The 15822-nt window shown below is 75.8% G+C and carries 13 protein-coding genes and 1 pseudogene; 6 read left to right on the forward strand and 8 right to left on the reverse strand.

Going from position 1 to position 15822, the window contains the following annotated elements; genetic code table 11:
• Positions 1–7 precede the first annotated feature (7 nt).
• Entirely contained in the window at positions 8–1417 is a 1410-nt protein-coding gene (locus ACFWEK_RS08810; RefSeq protein WP_430553810.1) for a cytochrome c oxidase assembly protein, read from the forward strand.
• A 78-nt stretch (positions 1418–1495) separates the two neighbouring features.
• On the opposite strand, the gene ACFWEK_RS08815 is transcribed toward ACFWEK_RS08810, so the two are convergent.
• Entirely contained in the window at positions 1496–2197 is a 702-nt protein-coding gene (locus tag ACFWEK_RS08815) for a pyridoxamine 5'-phosphate oxidase family protein (RefSeq protein ID WP_430553804.1), read from the reverse strand.
• Positions 2198–2298: 101 nt separating this feature from the next.
• Between ACFWEK_RS08815 and ACFWEK_RS08820 the strand changes: the two genes are divergently transcribed.
• Positions 2299–3636 (forward strand): PLP-dependent aminotransferase family protein, encoded by a 1338-nt coding sequence (locus ACFWEK_RS08820; RefSeq protein WP_430553805.1) that lies wholly within the window; start codon positions 2299–2301, stop codon positions 3634–3636.
• A gap of 64 nt (positions 3637–3700) precedes the next feature.
• Here ACFWEK_RS08820 and ACFWEK_RS08825 read toward each other — a convergent pair whose 3' ends face one another.
• On the reverse strand, positions 3701–4915 hold the full coding sequence (locus tag ACFWEK_RS08825) for an FAD-dependent oxidoreductase (protein ID WP_430553806.1): 1215 nt from the start codon (positions 4913–4915) through the stop codon (positions 3701–3703).
• A 129-nt stretch (positions 4916–5044) separates the two neighbouring features.
• Here ACFWEK_RS08825 and ACFWEK_RS08830 point away from each other — a divergent pair, with 129 nt between their 5' ends.
• Positions 5045–7156, forward strand: a complete 2112-nt coding sequence (locus ACFWEK_RS08830) for a prolyl oligopeptidase family serine peptidase (RefSeq protein WP_430553807.1) — start codon at positions 5045–5047, stop codon at positions 7154–7156.
• 31 nt (positions 7157–7187) lie between these two features.
• On the opposite strand, the gene ACFWEK_RS08835 is transcribed toward ACFWEK_RS08830, so the two are convergent.
• Complete coding sequence (locus tag ACFWEK_RS08835) at positions 7188–7736, reverse strand: TetR/AcrR family transcriptional regulator (protein WP_430546448.1); 549 nt, start codon at positions 7734–7736, stop codon at positions 7188–7190.
• A gap of 266 nt (positions 7737–8002) precedes the next feature.
• On the opposite strand from ACFWEK_RS08835, the gene ACFWEK_RS08840 reads away from it, so the two are divergent.
• The gene (locus tag ACFWEK_RS08840; protein WP_430546447.1) at positions 8003–10906 is read left to right on the forward strand and encodes an MMPL family transporter; all 2904 of its coding nucleotides are present in this window, start codon (positions 8003–8005) and stop codon (positions 10904–10906) included.
• The gene (locus tag ACFWEK_RS08845) at positions 10903–13221 is read left to right on the forward strand and encodes a YhgE/Pip family protein (protein WP_430553808.1); all 2319 of its coding nucleotides are present in this window, start codon (positions 10903–10905) and stop codon (positions 13219–13221) included. Before ACFWEK_RS08840 ends, ACFWEK_RS08845 begins: the two co-directional genes overlap by 4 nt.
• 28 nt (positions 13222–13249) lie before the next feature.
• Here ACFWEK_RS08845 and ACFWEK_RS08850 read toward each other — a convergent pair whose 3' ends face one another.
• A complete protein-coding gene (locus ACFWEK_RS08850) occupies positions 13250–13453 on the reverse strand; it encodes a hypothetical protein (protein WP_430546445.1) in 204 nt (67 codons plus the stop codon).
• A 71-nt stretch (positions 13454–13524) separates the two neighbouring features.
• Here ACFWEK_RS08850 and ACFWEK_RS08855 point away from each other — a divergent pair, with 71 nt between their 5' ends.
• A complete protein-coding gene (locus tag ACFWEK_RS08855) occupies positions 13525–14553 on the forward strand; it encodes a hypothetical protein (RefSeq protein WP_430553809.1) in 1029 nt (342 codons plus the stop codon).
• 33 nt (positions 14554–14586) lie between these two features.
• Here ACFWEK_RS08855 and ACFWEK_RS08860 read toward each other — a convergent pair whose 3' ends face one another.
• From ACFWEK_RS08860 to ACFWEK_RS08875, 4 genes and pseudogenes are all read right to left on the reverse strand, one after another.
• Complete coding sequence (locus ACFWEK_RS08860) at positions 14587–15048, reverse strand: PTS glucose transporter subunit IIA (protein ID WP_430546443.1); 462 nt, start codon at positions 15046–15048, stop codon at positions 14587–14589.
• Positions 15048–15278, reverse strand: a complete 231-nt coding sequence (locus ACFWEK_RS08865) for a PTS transporter subunit EIIB (RefSeq protein WP_429735428.1) — start codon at positions 15276–15278, stop codon at positions 15048–15050. The genes ACFWEK_RS08860 and ACFWEK_RS08865 overlap by 1 nt, the downstream gene beginning before the upstream one ends.
• A gap of 58 nt (positions 15279–15336) precedes the next feature.
• The gene (locus tag ACFWEK_RS08870) at positions 15337–15588 is read right to left on the reverse strand and encodes a PTS transporter subunit EIIB (RefSeq protein ID WP_429765703.1); all 252 of its coding nucleotides are present in this window, start codon (positions 15586–15588) and stop codon (positions 15337–15339) included.
• Positions 15585–15822, reverse strand: a pseudogene (locus tag ACFWEK_RS08875) (hypothetical protein); the annotation flags it as partial. The pseudogene ACFWEK_RS08875 and the gene ACFWEK_RS08870, both read right to left, overlap by 4 nt.

Below are 15822 nucleotides of genomic sequence, written 5' to 3' on the forward strand. Positions count from 1 at the left end.
ACTTCCGGTGGCCGCTTCGAGATCATCACCATCTCAACTCCTCCGGCATCGCGAGCCCCGGAATCGCCACCCGCATCCTCGCCGTCCGCGCCGATCCGTACGGCGCCCCGGCCGGAACCTGGATACCCGTCGCGACCGCCCCCGGGGCGTCTCCGGCATCCTCAACGCGTGGCTCCGCATGGAGTCCTGGGGCGACCTGCTCACCCCGTACGGCGTGCTGCTGCTCGTCAAGGCGCTGCTCATGGTGGCGCTCGGCGGGTTCGGGTTCGCGCACCGGATGTGGGTCGTGGACCGGCTCGGCCGCGCCGGCTCCGCGGGCGCCGTCCGCCGCCTGTTCTGGCGGCTGCTCGCCGTCGAGCTGCTCGTCATCGGCGCCGTCTCCGGCGTCGCCGTGGCGCTCGGCTCCACCGCCCCGCCCGTGCCGGACGAGGTGCCGGTCGACGTCACGCCCGCCTTCCAGCTCACCGGCCAGGCACTGCCGCCCGAGCCGACCATGGGCCGCTGGTTCACCGAGTGGAGCCTCGACCCGCTGCTCGCGTTCGCGTGCGTGGCCGGGCTCGTGGTCTACCTGCGCTGGGTGCGGCGGCTCGCGCGCCGCGGCGACGCGTGGCCCGTGGGGCGCACCGTGTCGTGGTGCCTGGGCATGGTCGTGATGTTCTGGGTGACCAGCGGCGGCCCGGCCGTGTACGGGCACGTGATCTTCAGCGGCCACATGGTGCAGCACATGATCCTGGCGATGCTGGTGCCGCTGTTCCTCGTGCTGGCCGCCCCCGTCACGCTGCTGCTGCGCGCGATCCAGGCCCGCAAGGACGGCAGCCGCGGGCCGCGCGAGTGGGTGCTCGGCCTGGTGCACTCCCGGTTCGGCCAGTTCATCGCCCGCCCGGTGGTGGCCGCGGTGCTCTTCGCCGGCGGCATGATCGCGTTCTACTACACGCCCGCGTTCGAGTTCGCGCTGCGCAACCACGCCGGGCACGTGTGGATGATCGTGCACTTCACGCTCGTCGGGTACCTGTTCGCCAACGCGCTGGTGGGCATCGACCCGGGCCCGAAGCGGCCGCCGTACCCGCAGCGGCTGCTGCTGCTCTTCGCGACGATGGCGTTCCACGCGTTCTTCGGCGTCGTGCTCACGTCGGGCACCTCGCTGCTCGTCGCCGACTGGTTCGGCAACATGGGCCGGCCCTGGGGCCTGCCCGCCATCGAGGACCAGCAGCGTGGCGGCGGCGTCGCGTGGGGCATCGGCGAGCTGCCGACGCTCGCGCTCGCCATCGCCGTCGCGATCCAGTGGACGACGTCCGACGAGCGCGAGGCGCGCCGCCGCGACCGCAAGGCGGACCGCGACGGCGACGCCGAGCTCGAGGAGTACAACGCCATGCTCGCCAAGATGGCCGAGCGCGACGACGAGACCCCGCCGAGGTAGTGCGAGACCCTGCGAGGTAGCACGAGTCTCCGCGAGGTGGTACGGCTCTCGCCGAGGTGGTACGGGCAGCGCGCCAGGTCAGGCGGGCTGCGGCACCGGGTGCCGGGACGGGCCGGCCAGCGCGGCGACGTGCGCCGGGACCGGCTCGCGCGTGTCGGCGTCGGGGACCGCGGCGCCCACGACGCGCTGCACCGGGACGTGCCCGCCCCAGCCGCCCGCGGCGACGTCGGCCGGGTCGTCGACGGGCGCGCCGGCGCGGGCCTTCATCGACGCCTCACGCAGCGGCACGGCCAGCACCGCCGTCGCGGCGAGCTCCTTGCGGGTGGCGGGGCGCAGCGTCGCGGACCGGCCGGGCGCCATGTGGTCGACGACGGCGTCCAGCGCGCGGGCGCGCTCGGCGTCGTCCGTGACGAGGCGGGCCGTGCCGATCACGACCGCCGACCGGTAGTTCATCGAGTGGTGGAAGCCGGACCGCGCCAGCACCAGACCGTCGAGCTCGGTGACCGTGACGCAGACGGTCGCGTCCGTGGCCCCGACCAGCCAGCGCGCCGCCACCGAGCCGTGCACGTACAGCGTGCCGCCGTCGTCGGGACCGTCGAGGTCGACGGCGTACGCACAGGGCAGCACGACCGGGTGCCGGTCGGCGCCCTCGCCGACGTCGACGCCGAGGTGGGCGACGAGCCCGTCGGCGAGCAGGGCGTGCAGCGCGTCCCTGTCGCCGACCGCGCGGTTCCGGCCGCGCCGCACGGTGGACCGAGAGGTGGGGGAGAGGGCGTCCATGCCACTACCGTGGTCCCTGGTTGGCCTGTCGTCACGAGCCATTTCGCGGGAGGTCCGGCAGGCCACTCAGGTCGTGCCACCCCGACCGTCAAGGAGTCCCGATGCCCGCGCTCCCCGTCCGCCTCGACCGCGGCGCCCGCGACCCGCTCGGCGCGCAGCTGTCCGGCCAGGTCCGCGACCTGGTGTCCCGCGGCACGCTGCGCCGCGGCGACCGGCTCCCCAGCACGCGCGCGCTCGCCGCGGACCTCGGCGTCGCGCGCTCCGTGGCCGAGCAGGCGTACGACCAGCTCGTGGCCGAGGGGTGGCTGACCGCGCGTCGCGGGGCGGGCACGTACGTCGCGGCCGACGCCGTACCCCGCCCCGCGCCCGGGCCGCGCCGGGCCGCAGGCCCGGGCAGCGGCCTCGTACGGCTGAGCACCGGCGAGCCGTGGATCGACCCGCGCCACCGCGCGGGGTGGCGGCGGGCGTGGCGCGAGGTGTCGGCGACGACGCCCCCGCGGGGCTACGACGACCCGTACGGCCTGCCCGCGCTGCGGGCGGCGCTCGCGGAGCGTCTCGCTCGCACGCGGGGCCTCGTCGTCGACGCCGACGAGGTGGTGGTCACCGCCGGGACGACCGCCGGGTTCCGTGACCTGCTCGTCGTGCTGCCCGCGGGGCCCGTGGGCATCGAGGACCCGGGCTACCGGGCCGCCGTCGCGACCGCGCACGCCGCGGGCCGCGCCGTCGTCGACCTGCCGGCGGAGGCACGTCACGACGAGGCGGCGCTGCGCGGGCTGGCCGCCGCGTACGTGACCCCCGCGCACCAGCACCCGCTCGGGCGGGTGATGCCGGCCGACGACCGGCGCGCGCTGCTCGCCGCGTCACGGGCCACGCGAGCCGTGGTGGTCGAGGACGACTACGACTCCGAGCTGCGCTACGACGTGGCGCCGGTGCCGGCCCTGGCGGCGCTCGGCCGGGACCGGGTGGCCTACCTCGGCTCGGCGTCGAAGTCCGCGCCGCCCGGGCTGCGGGTCGGGTGGCTGGTGCCGCCCCCGGAGCTGCTCGACGACGTGGTGCGGCAGCGCGCCGTCGTCCACGACGTCGCGGCGTGGCCCACGCAGCGGGCCCTGCTGACGCTGCTGCGGGACGGCTGGCTCGACGCCGTCCTGCGCACGGCGCGGCGCGTGTACGCCGAGCGGGCCGCCCGCGTCGCCGCGGTCCTGGCGCCGCACGCGGAGCCGGCCGCGACGTCCGCCGGCATGTACTCGACCTGGCTGCTGCCGCAGGAGGCCGCGCTGTCCGCGCGCGACGCCGCGCGGCGGGCGGGCTTCGACCTGCCGCTGCTGTCCGACCTGTGCCGCACCGCCGAGGACACGGGCGTCGTCGTCGGGTTCGGCGGCGTGGACGACGCCGAGCTCGACCGCGCGCTCGCCGCGATCCGGGCGGGGCTGGGCGGGTGACGTAGCCCTCGGTCGCTGTCGGCCGCGCGGACGACGACCGATCGCTCCGTGACGAGGGGACCGGCTACAGCAGGCCGTCGACGACCTTCGCCGCGAGGCCCAGCGCCGTCGTCGTGCCCAGCCCGTCCGCGACGGTCACGGTGGTGACGCCGGGCGCCGGGTCGGCGACGACGAACGGCGTGCCCGCGAACGGCCCGCGGCGCGGGCGAGGCACCGCGACGTCGGGCACCGACCAGCGCCGCCGCACCTCGACCGGCCGCCCGAGCAGGGCCTCGGCCTCGCGCAGCAGCAGGGTGTCGGCGGCCTCGGAGCGTTCGGGGTCCCGGTCGAGTCCCCCGTCGTCGCGCCGGTCGGCGTCCGTGCGGCGGGCCTCGCCGAGGAGCAGCGTGTCGCCGCGCGGGGTGAACGCGAGGTGGACGCCCGCGTCGAGCAGCTCCGGGGCGCTGGTGCGGAGGCGCTCGCGCACGTCCGCCAGCGCGGGGGAGTGCGCCGTGGCGGCGTCGCGCAGCAGGCTCGTCCCGCCCAGCACGGCGGGGCCGGCGGCGTCGTGCCGGCGGCCCGGTGTCGCGACCCGCAGCACCTGCCGCACGTCGGGCCGCAGCCCGGCGCGCGCCGCCTCGTCGGGGAAGAACCGGTCCAGGTCGTGCCCGACGGCGACCAGCACGCGGCGCGCCACGACCTCGCCGCGCGACGTGCGCACCAGCGTGCGGCCCGTGCCGGCCTCGAAGGTGAGCGCCGTCGTCGACCAGGCGACGTCGGCCCGCGGCCGGGCGTCGAGCGCGGCCGCGAGCGCCCGGAGGGCGTCGCGCGGCTCGACGCGCAGGTCGAGCGGGAGGAACGCGCCACCGACGACGTCCCCCGCGCTCGTCAGCCCGGCACGCTCGGCGGCCTGCGCGGCGTCGAGGAGCAGCGCGTCGCCGTCGCGGGCGGCCACGAGGTCGTCCAGCACGGCGAGCTCGTCGGCGGAGCGCGCCACGACGACCGCGCCCGTGTCCTTGACCCAGAAGCCCGCCTCCCGGCCGAGCTTCAGCCAGCGTTCGCGCGACGCCAGCGCGCAGGACAGGGTCGCGGCGTCCTGCGTGGTGACGGCGACGTGCCCGCTGCGCCGGGCGGACGCGCCGTCGGGCCGCGGGTCGCGCTCCACCACCAGCACCGAGTGCCCGCGGGCGTGCGCCTCCAGGGCGTGCGCGAGCCCGACGATGCCCGCCCCGACCACGACCAGGTCGGCGGTGGAGGGCAGCGGCGGCAGGTGGGCGGCGCGGGGGGACGACGGTCTCACGACCAGACCGTGCCCGATCGCGCGACGCCCGCTCAACCGCAGGGGACGCCGTCGCGAACAAGTTCAGCGAACGTTCATCCCGTGTTCCCCGGGCGCCCGTCTCCGCACGGGCTGTGGTAGACCGGGCGCGTGAGCCAGGACGACGACGCCCCCACGCCCTTCGACGACCTCGACCGCTACCTGGAGCTCCCGCGGCTGGGCGGGCTCGCGCTCAGCCCGGACGGTGCTCGCCTCGTCACGACCGTCCAGACCCTGGACGCGAAGCGCACCGGCTGGACGACCGCCGTCTGGGAGGTGGACCCCGCCGGCGTCGCCCCGGCGCGGCGGCTGACGCGCAGCCGCAAGGGCGAGTCGTCGGCGGTGTTCGCGGCGTCGGGCGACGTGCTCTTCACGTCGGCCCGCCCGGACCCGGACGCGGACAAGGACGACGAGGAGCCGAGGGCGGCGCTGTGGCTGCTGCCCGCGGGCGGCGGGGAGGCGCGCGTCGTCGCGACGGCGCCCGGCGGGGTCGGCGGGGTGCTCGCGGCCCGGGACGCCGACGTCGTGTCCGTCTCCGCGCCGGTGCTCCCGGGCGCGGCGGGGCTCGCCGAGGACGAGGCGCTGCGCAAGGAGCGCACCGACCGCAAGCTCTCGGCGATCCTGCACGCCGGCTACCCGGTGCGGTACTGGGACCACGACCTCGGCCCCGACCAGGAGCGCCGGTTCGTCGGCTCCCTCGGCACGACCGACCCGGACGCGCGGCTCGAGCTGCGCCGGCTCACGGGGCCGGGGCGCCAGCTCGACGAGCACGAGGCGGACCTGGCGCCCGACGGCGCCACGCTCGTCACCACCTGGGCGGTTCCCGACCCGGGCGCGGCACGCCGGGTCGTGCTGGTGGCGGTCGACACCGCGACGGGGGAGCGCCGCACGCTGGTCGACGACCCGGACGCCGACGTCTTCGCCCCGGCGGTGTCGCCGGACGGGCGGTGGGTCGCGTTCGGCTCCGAGACGATCACGACGCCGGAGCAGGCGCCGGTCGTGCGGCTGGGCCTCGTCCCGCTCGGCGTGGACGACGCGGGACCGGAGATCCTCGCGGACGACTGGGACCGCTGGCCGTCGTCGGTCGCATGGCTGCCCGACGGCTCGGGGCTGGTCGTCACGGCCGACGAGGACGGCCGCGGCCCGGTGTTCCTGCTGACGTTCGGCGCCGGCGGGCCGGGTGCGGGCGAGCCGGTCACGGTGGAGCGCGTGACGAGCGACGACGCGACCTTCAGCGACGTCCGCGTGGCCCCCGACGGCTCGGCGCTGTACGCGCTGCGCAGCAGCTACGCCGCCCCGGCGGAGCCGGTGAGGATCGACCTCGCCGCCTTCGCCGCGACGGGCGCGGCGGGCGAGCGCGCGCCCGTCGCCGCCGACGCGCTGCGCGGGCCGGTGCCCGCCCCGGCGCTGCCCGGCACGCTCACCGAGGTGGAGACGACGGCGGCGGACGGCGCGCGCGTGCGCGCCTGGCTCGCGCTGCCCGAGGGGGCGTCGTCGGGCAGCCCGGCGCCGCTGCTGCTGTGGATCCACGGCGGCCCGCTGAGCACCTGGAGCGCGTGGAGCTGGCGCTGGAACCCGTGGCTGATGGTGGCGCGCGGCTACGCCGTCCTGCTGCCCGACCCGGCGCTGTCCACCGGGTACGGGCAGGACTTCGTGCAGCGCGGCTGGGGCGCGTGGGGCGGAGCGCCGTTCACCGACCTCATGGCGGTCACCGACGCCGTCGAGGCCCTGCCGGAGATCGACGCGACCCGCACCGCCGCGATGGGCGGGTCGTTCGGCGGGTACATGGCGAACTGGGTGGCCGGGCACACGGACCGGTTCCGCGCGATCGTCACGCACGCCAGCCTGTGGGCGCTCGACCAGTTCGGCCCCACCACCGACGCGGCCTACTACTGGCTGCGCGAGATGACGCCGGAGATGGCGGAGGCGAACAGCCCGCACCGCGCCGTCGCCGACATCCGCACCCCGATGCTCGTCGTGCACGGCGACAAGGACTACCGCGTGCCCATCGGGGAGGGCCTGCGGCTGTGGCGTGACCTGCTCACGGAGTCCGGCCTGCCCGCGGACGACGACGGCAGCACCGCGCACCGTTTCCTGTACTTCCCCGACGAGAACCACTGGGTGCTCGCGCCCCAGCACGCGAAGGTCTGGTACCAGACGGTGCTGGCGTTCCTCGGCGAGCACGTGCGGGGCGACGAGCCGGAGCTGCCCGCGTACCTCTGAGCGTCGACCGCCTGTGCGGCAGGGGCGGAGGTCAGGCGGGCGCGACGATGAGGTCCACGAGGACCTCGAGCATGGCGCTGGCGTCCTTGCGGGAGGTCTCGGCGGGGAGCATCGCCGCGCGCTGGCCGGCCTCGTGCGCGCCCAGCAGCAGGTCGATGGCGACGTGCTCGTCGACGGCGAAGCGGAGGCCGAGGGCGGACATGACGCGGTTCAGCGCGGCGATCATCTCCCCGCGGAGCACCTGCTGCTGGTCCACGTAGCGCTGGGCGATCTGCGGGTCGCGCAGCGCGAGCAGCTCGAACTCGAGCTCCATGACGCACCAGGAGGCCTTCGCGGCCTGGTCGGGCAGCACCGACGCGATGACCTCGCGCACCGTGGCGCGGAACCCCTCCGGCGTCTGCAGCGCGGCGGGGTCCACCGTGGTGACCGCCTTCTCGAGGGCGCCGAGGTGGCCGCGCGCCTCGCGCTCCGTGAGCGCCAGGAAGAGCTCCTCCTTGCTCGCGAAGTTCGAGTAGAACGCGCCCCGGGTGAAACCGGCGGCCTCGCACACGGCCTCGATCGACGCGGCCTGGACGCCCACCTGCGCGAACACCTCGAAGGCGGCGTCGAGCAGGCGCTCGCGGGTGCGCTCGCGCCGGGGCGAGCGCTCGGGGGCGACCGTAGCCTCGTCGGGAGTCGCGCTCTCGGTGGTCAGGGGGTCCTCCTCGGGATGCTGCCGGTACGGGCCCGGTGCGGGCGCCGCGCCCGGCCGGGCCCACTCTAGCCAATACAGCGGCGTATCGGATACGTTCGTGCATCGGATACAGTGCCGTATCGAACCCCTGCTCCGTCGTCCCGGGAGAGCCTGTGTCCTCCGTCCTGTACTCCCTCGGCCGCTGGGCCGCCCGGGCCCGGCGGCTCGTCGTCATCGGCTGGGTGCTGGTGCTCGCCGTCGTCGGCGGCGCGGCCGGCCTGCTCTACCAGGGCTTCGACAACTCCGTGACCATCCCGGGCACCGAGTCGCAGGACGCGCTCGACAGCCTGTCCGCCACGTTCCCGCAGGTCAGCGGGTCGTCCGCGCAGATCATCGTCGTCGCGCCCGACGGCTCCACGATCGACGACGACGCGATGCGCGGGCCCATCGAGGACACGGTCGACGACCTCGGTGAGCTCGACCAGGTCGCCGCCGTCACCTCCCCGTACGACGACCAGATGGCCGCGTCGGTCAACGACGACGACACGGCCACGCTGCTGACGATCCAGCTCGACGGCGACCAGTCCGTCATCACCGAGGACACCAAGGACGCGCTGCGCACCGCGAGCGACGACCTCGCCGCCGCGCTCCCGGCCGGGTCCCAGGCCAGCCTGGGTGGCGAGCTGTTCAGCGTCGAGTTCCCGGCCCTGAGCATCATCGAGGCGATCGGCGTCGTCGTCGCGCTCGTGGTCCTCATCATCACGCTCGGCTCGTTCGTGGCGGCGGGCCTGCCGCTGGTCAACGCGCTCATGGGCGTGGGCGTGTCGATGCTCCTTCTGCTCACGGCCACCGTGTTCGGCCCGATCAACTCCACGACGCCGATGCTGGGGCTGATGCTCGGCCTCGCGGTGGGCATCGACTACGCGCTGTTCATCGTGTCCCGGCACCGCGAGCAGCTCGCGGCCGGGCTCGGGGTGGACGAGTCGATCGCGCGCGCCACCGCGACGGCGGGCTCCGCGGTGATCTTCGCCGGCCTCACGGTGATGATCGCCCTCGTGGGTCTCGGCGTCGCGGGCATCCCGTTCCTCACCGTGATGGGCATCGCCGCCGCCGTGGCGGTCGGCATCGCCGTCCTCGTCTCGCTCACGCTGCTGCCCGCGCTGCTGTCGTTCTCGGGGGAGCGGCTGCGGCCGCGCGCCCCGCGCGCCGCCCGCAAGGCGAAGGGCAAGGCGAAGGGCAAGGCCAAGCGGGCCGCCGCGCCCGCCGACGGCGTCCACCGCAACCGGTTCTTCGACGGCTGGGTGCGCGGCGCCACACGCTTCCCGGTCCTCACGATCGTGCTCGTCGTGGGCGCCATCGCCGCCCTCGCCTGGCCGGCCACGAACCTCCGCCTCGCCCTGCCGGACGCCGGCACGCTGCCGGAGGAGAACAGCGCCCGCGTCACCTACGACCTGGTGGGCGAGGAGTTCGGCGAGGGCTTCAACGGCCCGCTGATCGTCACCGGCTCGATCGTCACCAGCAACGACCCCGTGACGCTCATGGACGACCTCGGCGACGAGATCGCGGACCTGCCCGGCGTCGCCGACGTCCCGCTGTCCACGCCGAACCCGTCCGCCGACACCGGCATCATCCAGGTGGTCCCCGAGGGCGGCCCGACGTCGCAGGAGACCAAGGACCTCGTCAACGAGATCCGCGACCAGCACGACCACTACCTGGAGAAGTACGGCGTCGACCTGTCCGTCACCGGCTTCGCCGCGGTCGGCATCGACGTCTCCGACAAGCTCGGGGCCGCGCTGCTGCCGTTCGGCCTCGTCGTCGTGGGCCTGTCGCTCGTGCTGCTGACGATGGTGTTCCGCTCGATCTGGGTGCCGATCAAGGCCTCGCTCGGCTACCTGCTGTCCGTCGGCGCGGCCTTCGGCGTGGTGACCCTCGTGTTCGAGAACGGCGTCCTCGCGGAGGCCCTCAACGTCACCAAGCTGGGCCCTGTCATCAGCTTCATGCCGATCATCCTCATGGGGGTGCTGTTCGGCCTGGCGATGGACTACGAGGTCTTCCTCGTCTCCCGCATCCGGGAGGACTACGTGCACGGCGGCGACGCGCGCCGCGCCGTGCGCACCGGCTTCCTCGGCTCGGCCAAGGTCGTCACCGCCGCCGCGGTCATCATGTTCGCCGTCTTCGTCGCGTTCGTGCCCGAGGGCGACATGACCCTCAAACCCATCGCTCTCGGCCTCGCGGTCGGCGTGCTCGTGGACGCGTTCGTCGTGCGCATGACGCTCGTGCCCGCCGTGCTCCATCTCCTGGGCGACCGGGCCTGGCACATGCCGCGCTGGCTCGACCGCGTCCTGCCCACGTTCGACGTCGAGGGCGAGGGCCTCACGAAGGAGCTGCGGCTCGCGTCGTGGCCCGAGCCGGACGCGACGGACGCCGTCGCCGCGCGCGACCTCGAGGTCGCGGGGCCCGACGGCTCGCCGGCTCCGGTGGTCGGTCCCGTCAGCGTGCGCGTGCCCGACGGTGGTGCCCTGTGCGTGCACGGCGACGCCGCGGCCCCCGTGTCCGCGCTGCTGCTCGCCCTCGCCGGGCGGATGGCGCCCGACGCGGGCGCCGTGAAGGTCACCGGCCTGGTGCTGCCCGAGCGCGCGATGACGGTGCGCGGCCGCGTCGCCGTCGTCGACGCCCTCGCGGAGCACGGCCGACCCGCCGCGACGGTCGACGCCGCGGTGCGCGACGGCGCCCGGGTCGTGGTCGTGGACCGTACCGACGCCGTCGCCGACCGTCCGGCCCGCGAGGCGCTCGCCGCCGCGCTCGCCCGGGCGCAGCGCGGTGGGACGGCGGTGCTGCTGGGCGCCAGCGGCGTCGCGGCGACCGACCTGCTCGACGACGGCACGGGCCGCGAGGTCGCCGTGCTCGACGTCGGCGCCGGCTGGGGCGCGCCGAGCGCGCTCACCGGGGCGGACGTGCCACCCCCCGCGCCCGGCGACGCGCACGCCCCCGTGCCCGCGGAACCCGACCGCGCGGCCACCGACGAGATCGACAACCCCATCGAGGGTGACACCCACGTGCAGGAGGTGCGGGCATGACCGCCCCGACCATCGCCACCCGGGCGCGCCGCGACCCCTGGCGCATCGCCGCCGTCGCGCTGCTGCCGATCATGGTGCTCGGGCTGCTGCTCGCCGCGCTGTGGAACCCGCAGGACCGGCTCGACCAGGTGCCGGCGGCCATCGTCAACCTCGACGAGCCGGTCGAGGTCCAGGGGCAGACCGTGCCGCTGGGCCGCCAGCTCGCGTCCGGCCTGGTCAGCGGCGGCGAGACCGCCGAGGGCGCGAAGGCCGCGCAGCCCGCCGAGGACGCGACGAACTTCGACTGGACGATCACCGACGAGGAGTCGGCGGCGGACGGCCTCGCGAACGGCACCTACGCCGCCGTCGTGACCATCCCGGAGGACTTCTCCGCGGCCGCCACGTCGTACGGGAACGACGACCCGTCCGAGGCACGCCAGGCCACCATCGACGTCAGCACCCCGCCCGGTGGCCGCGTGGCCGACGACGCGCTCGCCCGCGTCGTCGCCGCCACCGCGACGTCCGTCATGTCGAGCACGCTCACCGAGACCTACGTCGACAACGTGCTCGTCGGCTTCAACGACCTCTCCGACGGCATCGGCCAGGCGCAGGACGGCGCCGTGCAGCTCGCCGACGGCGCGGGCCAGACGGAGGACGGCGCCGACCAGCTGGCCGACGGCGCGGGGCAGGTGGCCGACGGCGCGGGCGACCTCGCCTCGGGCGTGGGCGAGCTCGGGACCGGGGCGGACCAGCTCGCCTCGGGCGCGGACGACCTGGCCGGAGGCGCGAGCCAGCTCGCGGGCGGCGTCTCGCAGAGCGCCTCGGGCGCGGACGGCATCGCGAGCGGGGTCGAGGACCTCGCCGCGGGGACGAAGGGACTCGCCGCGGGCGCGAGGGACCTCTCCGACGGCCTGGCGCTGCTGTACGAGGGCACTCCCGAGCAGCCCGGCGTCTCCGCCTTGCCGAAGCAGGCGCAGCAGCTGGCCGACGGCTCGGCCGGCGTCGCGGACGGCGTCGACGAGCTGGTCGGCAGCCTCACGGGTGCGGCCGGCACGGCGGGCGACGCGCTGACGGACCTGGCCGACCGGCTCGGCTGCGACGGCACGCCGGGGGAGCTGCTCCCGCCGCAGCTCCAGGACCTGTTGACGCCCGAACAGCTCGAGGAGCTCGGCAAGGCGCTCGCGGGCCAGAGCGCCGACGCGTGCGCGCAGATCGAGGACGCCCAGGCGGGCCTCGCCGAGCAGACAGGCCAGCTCGGGCAGCTGCAGGATGGCGCCCGGCAGGTCGCGGACGGCAACCAGGCGATGGCGACCGGCCTCGGCAAGCTCTCGGGCGGCGTCGGCGACCTGTCCGAGGGGGCCGACGGCCTGGCCGGCGGCATGGAGGAGACGGCGTCCGGCGCGGGCGACCTCGCGAAGGGCGCCCGCGGCCTCGCCGACGGCCTGGGCTCGCTGAGCACCGGGGCCTCCACCCTCGCGGGCGGGGCGGGCGAGCTCGCCACCGGCACGCAGGGGCTGGCCTCCGGCGTGGGCGAGCTCGGCGGCGGCGCGGACCAGCTCGCCACCGGCACCGAGGGCATCGCCTCCGGCGCCGGCGACCTGGCGGGCGGCGTGGGCCAGCTCGCGTCGGGCGCGGGCGACCTGGCCTCCGGCCTCGACGACGCGAAGAACCAGATCCCGACGTACACGGACGACGAGCGCAAGACGCTCGCGTCGGTGGTCGCGGAGCCGGTAGCGGCGCCGTCGGCCTCGGGCATCAGCACGGGGGCGTCGGGCCCGCTGTTCGCGGTGGTCGCGCTGTGGCTCGGAGCGCTGGCCCTCATGACGGTGTTCCCGCCGGTCGCGGCGCGGGCCCTGGGCTCCACGCGCGACTCGGTGCGCCTCGCGCTGTCGGCGTTCTGGCTGCCGGCCGCGGTCGGCGCGGGGACGGGCGCGCTGATCGGCGTGATCCTCGCGGCGGTCGAGAAGCTCGACGCGGGGGGATGGGTCGGGTCGATCCTCGTGGGGGCGGTCGCGTCGGTGGCGTTCGTCGCCGTGCACCAGGGCTTCCTCGGCTGGCTCGGCAACCTGGGGCGCGGCATCAGCCTGCTGATCGCCGTCCTGCTCATCGCGACGGGCGTCGTCGCGACCGTGCCCGCCGTGCTGCAGGGGCTGGTCGACGCGCTGCCGATCGGGGCCGCGCGCGACGCCCTGACGGCGGTGGTGGTGCCTGCGGCCGGCGGCCTCGGGATGGGGGTGACCCTGCTGGTGCTGTGGGGGCTGGGCGGTCTGGCGCTGGCAGCGCTCGTCACCGCCCGGGGTCGACGGCTCGGCGTCGGGCGCCTGCTGCGCGCCTGACCGGCCGCGCAGGACCGCCGGGCGACGGTCAGCCCAGCAGCCCCGGGCAGCGGGCGGCGGCGCGCTGCCAGCGCAGCACGAGGAGGGTGTCGGCGCGCCGCCGGGCGGCCTTGCCGAGGTGGGCGACCTGGCGGTGCTCGAGGAGCGCGTGCAGGTCGTGGTCGAGCGCCCAGGAGAGGGCGCGTCGGACGTCGTCGAAGTCGGGCGAGAGCAGGGTTGGTGCGGGTCTCACGTCAGGGAGAGATGTCCGACTCGCCGGTTTGTGACATCGGGTGTGTCACAGGTCTGCACCAGACTCGCCGCATGGACCTCACCCAGGCGCGCGAGACCAAGGCACAGCTCACCGACTTCGCCCGTGACCTGGCCGAACGGCACGGCGTGCCCGCCAGCCCGTACGCGGTCGGCGACGACGCGACTCCCGCGGACGTGGTGCGCGCGCCCACCCTGTCGCTGGGTCTCGCGCCCCAGGGCGACGGCGCGTACGGCATCGCGGTCCGCTACCGGCTCGGGGTCCCGACGGCGCGGTCGTTCGTGCGCAAGCTGGCCGCCGAGGCGGGCGACGCCGTCGACGTCCGGCGTACCGGACGCATCCGGACGCTCGGCGCGCAGGCCCGCCCGCCCGTCGCCACGGCGCGCGCCCTCGGGGAGACGGACAGGGTGCGGCCCCTGCGGCCCGGGGTCTCGGTCGCGCACGTGGACGTCACCGCGGGCACGCTCGGCGCGTTCGTGGTCAAGTCCGGCGAGGAGGGCGCGCGCTACGTGCTGTCCAACTTCCACGTGCTCGCGGGATCGCCGTCCGCGCAGGTCGGCGACGTCGTCGTGCAGCCCGGCCCGGCCGACGGCGGCCGCGCTCCCGGGGACCGGGTCGGCACCCTCGCGCAGGTGGTGCCGCTGACGCCCGGCGCGCCGGCCACCGTGGACGCCGCGCTCGCCCTCGTGGACGACGGGATCGAGATCGACCCGACGTACCCGGTGGGCGCGGTGACCACCACCGCCGTGGCGGCGGGCGACGAGGTGGTCGCGAAGATCGGGCGCACCACGGCGCACACGCAGGGCCGGGTCACGGCCATCGAGATGGACGACGTCGTCGTCGGGTACGGCGACGAGCTCGGCGCGCTGTCCTTCGACAACCAGATCGAGGTGGAGGGCACCGGTGGCACGTTCTCGCGCGGCGGCGACTCCGGCTCGCTCGTCTACCGCGAGGACGGCGTCGCGCTCGGCCTGCTGTTCGCCGGCTCCGAGACCGGCGGTGCCGACGGCTCGGGGCTGACCTACTGCAACCCGGTCGACGCCGTCCTCGAGGCGCTGGGCGTCACCCTCGTGCCGAGGTAGCCCTGGATTCGTCGAGCTACCCCGGCCGGTGACTCAGCCCCAGGTGAGCAGGTCCTCGCCGTGCTCGACCATCGTGCCGACCTGCGCGAGGTGGTCGACGGCGTCGGGCGTGGCCTCGAGCGCGACGACGGGGCAGACGGCGGACTTGCCGCCGGCGCGCACCGCCGCCGGGTCCCAGGTGACCAGCACCGTGCCGCGCTGCACGACGTCGCCCTCGGACGCGTGGGTGGTGAAGCCCTCGCCGCCGAGCTTGACGGTGTCGATGCCGAGGTGCACGAGCACGGCGCGGCCGTCGTCGTGCTGGACGACGAACGCGTGCGGGTGCAGCTTGACGATCGTCCCGGTGATGGGTGCGACCGCCTCGGCCCCGCGGACGCCGTCGGGCTCGATCGCGAGGCCGGGGCCGACGAGGCCGGCGGCGAACACCGGGTCGTCCACCTCGGACACGTCGACGACGGTGCCGGTGACGGGCGCGAGGACGGTCAGCGCCGTCATCAGCGCAGGTCCTCGATGTCGGAGGCGAGGGTGTCGGCCTCGGGGCCGACGATGACCTGGATGGCGACTCCTGAGCGCACGACCGCGATGGCGCCCGCCTTCGTGAGGTCGGCGTCGATCACCTTGGCGGGGTCCTCGACCTCGACACGGAGCCGGGTGATGCACGGCTCGAGGTCGATGATGTTGTCGTCGCCGCCGAGCGCGTCGAGGATCTGCTGTGCCTTGCTCATGATGCTCCTTGGTGGGTCCGGGTGGAGATTCCGGGGGTCGGTGGGTGCGGGGCCTGGCTCACATGAGCTCGGCGAGGTCGGACGCGATCGTGTCGACGCGGGGGCCGACGACCACCTGCACGACCCGCCCGTTGATCATCACGCCGAAGGCCCCGGCGCGCTTGAGCAGCGCGGCGTCGACGAGCGCCGGGTCCTTGACGAGGGACCGCAGCCGGGTCGTGCACGGGTCGATCTCCTCGATGTTCTCCACCCCGCCGAGACCGGCGAGGATCGAGGCGGCGAGCTGCGCGTCGGGGTCGGGCGTGCTCATCGGGGGCTCCCTTCGGGGATGCGTCCGGGGGGTGCGGAAGGCTGGACGGCGCGGCCGGCGTCGGTGCCGGGGTCGGTGGACCGGGTGCGGGGGACGAGCGTGGGCCGCGCCTCGCGCAGGGGCACGAACACGCTGTACCGGTCGCCGCGGTAGCAGGCGCGGGAGTACATGACGGCGGCGTCCCCGCCGAAGGTGCGGCGGGCGGTGCGCATGACGGCGCGGGAGCCCTGCATC

Origin of the sequence: Isoptericola sp. NPDC060257, from assembly GCF_042726645.1 — a bacterium.
Taxonomy (GTDB): Bacteria; Actinomycetota; Actinomycetes; order Actinomycetales; family Cellulomonadaceae; genus Isoptericola; species Isoptericola nanjingensis.

Excerpts from the sequence above, each read along its gene's own strand:
- ACFWEK_RS08815 (WP_430553804.1), bottom strand. The coding sequence starts at position 2,197 with ATGGACGCCCTCTCCCCCACCTCTCGGTCCACCGTGCGGCGCGGCCGG.
- ACFWEK_RS08820 (WP_430553805.1), top strand. The coding sequence starts at position 2,299 with ATGCCCGCGCTCCCCGTCCGCCTCGACCGCGGCGCCCGCGACCCGCTC.
- ACFWEK_RS08845 (WP_430553808.1), top strand. The coding sequence starts at position 10,903 with ATGACCGCCCCGACCATCGCCACCCGGGCGCGCCGCGACCCCTGGCGC.
- ACFWEK_RS08855 (WP_430553809.1), top strand. The coding sequence starts at position 13,525 with ATGGACCTCACCCAGGCGCGCGAGACCAAGGCACAGCTCACCGACTTC.
- ACFWEK_RS08860 (WP_430546443.1), bottom strand. The coding sequence starts at position 15,048 with ATGACGGCGCTGACCGTCCTCGCGCCCGTCACCGGCACCGTCGTCGAC.
- ACFWEK_RS08865 (WP_429735428.1), bottom strand. The coding sequence starts at position 15,278 with ATGAGCAAGGCACAGCAGATCCTCGACGCGCTCGGCGGCGACGACAAC.
- ACFWEK_RS08870 (WP_429765703.1), bottom strand. The coding sequence starts at position 15,588 with ATGAGCACGCCCGACCCCGACGCGCAGCTCGCCGCCTCGATCCTCGCC.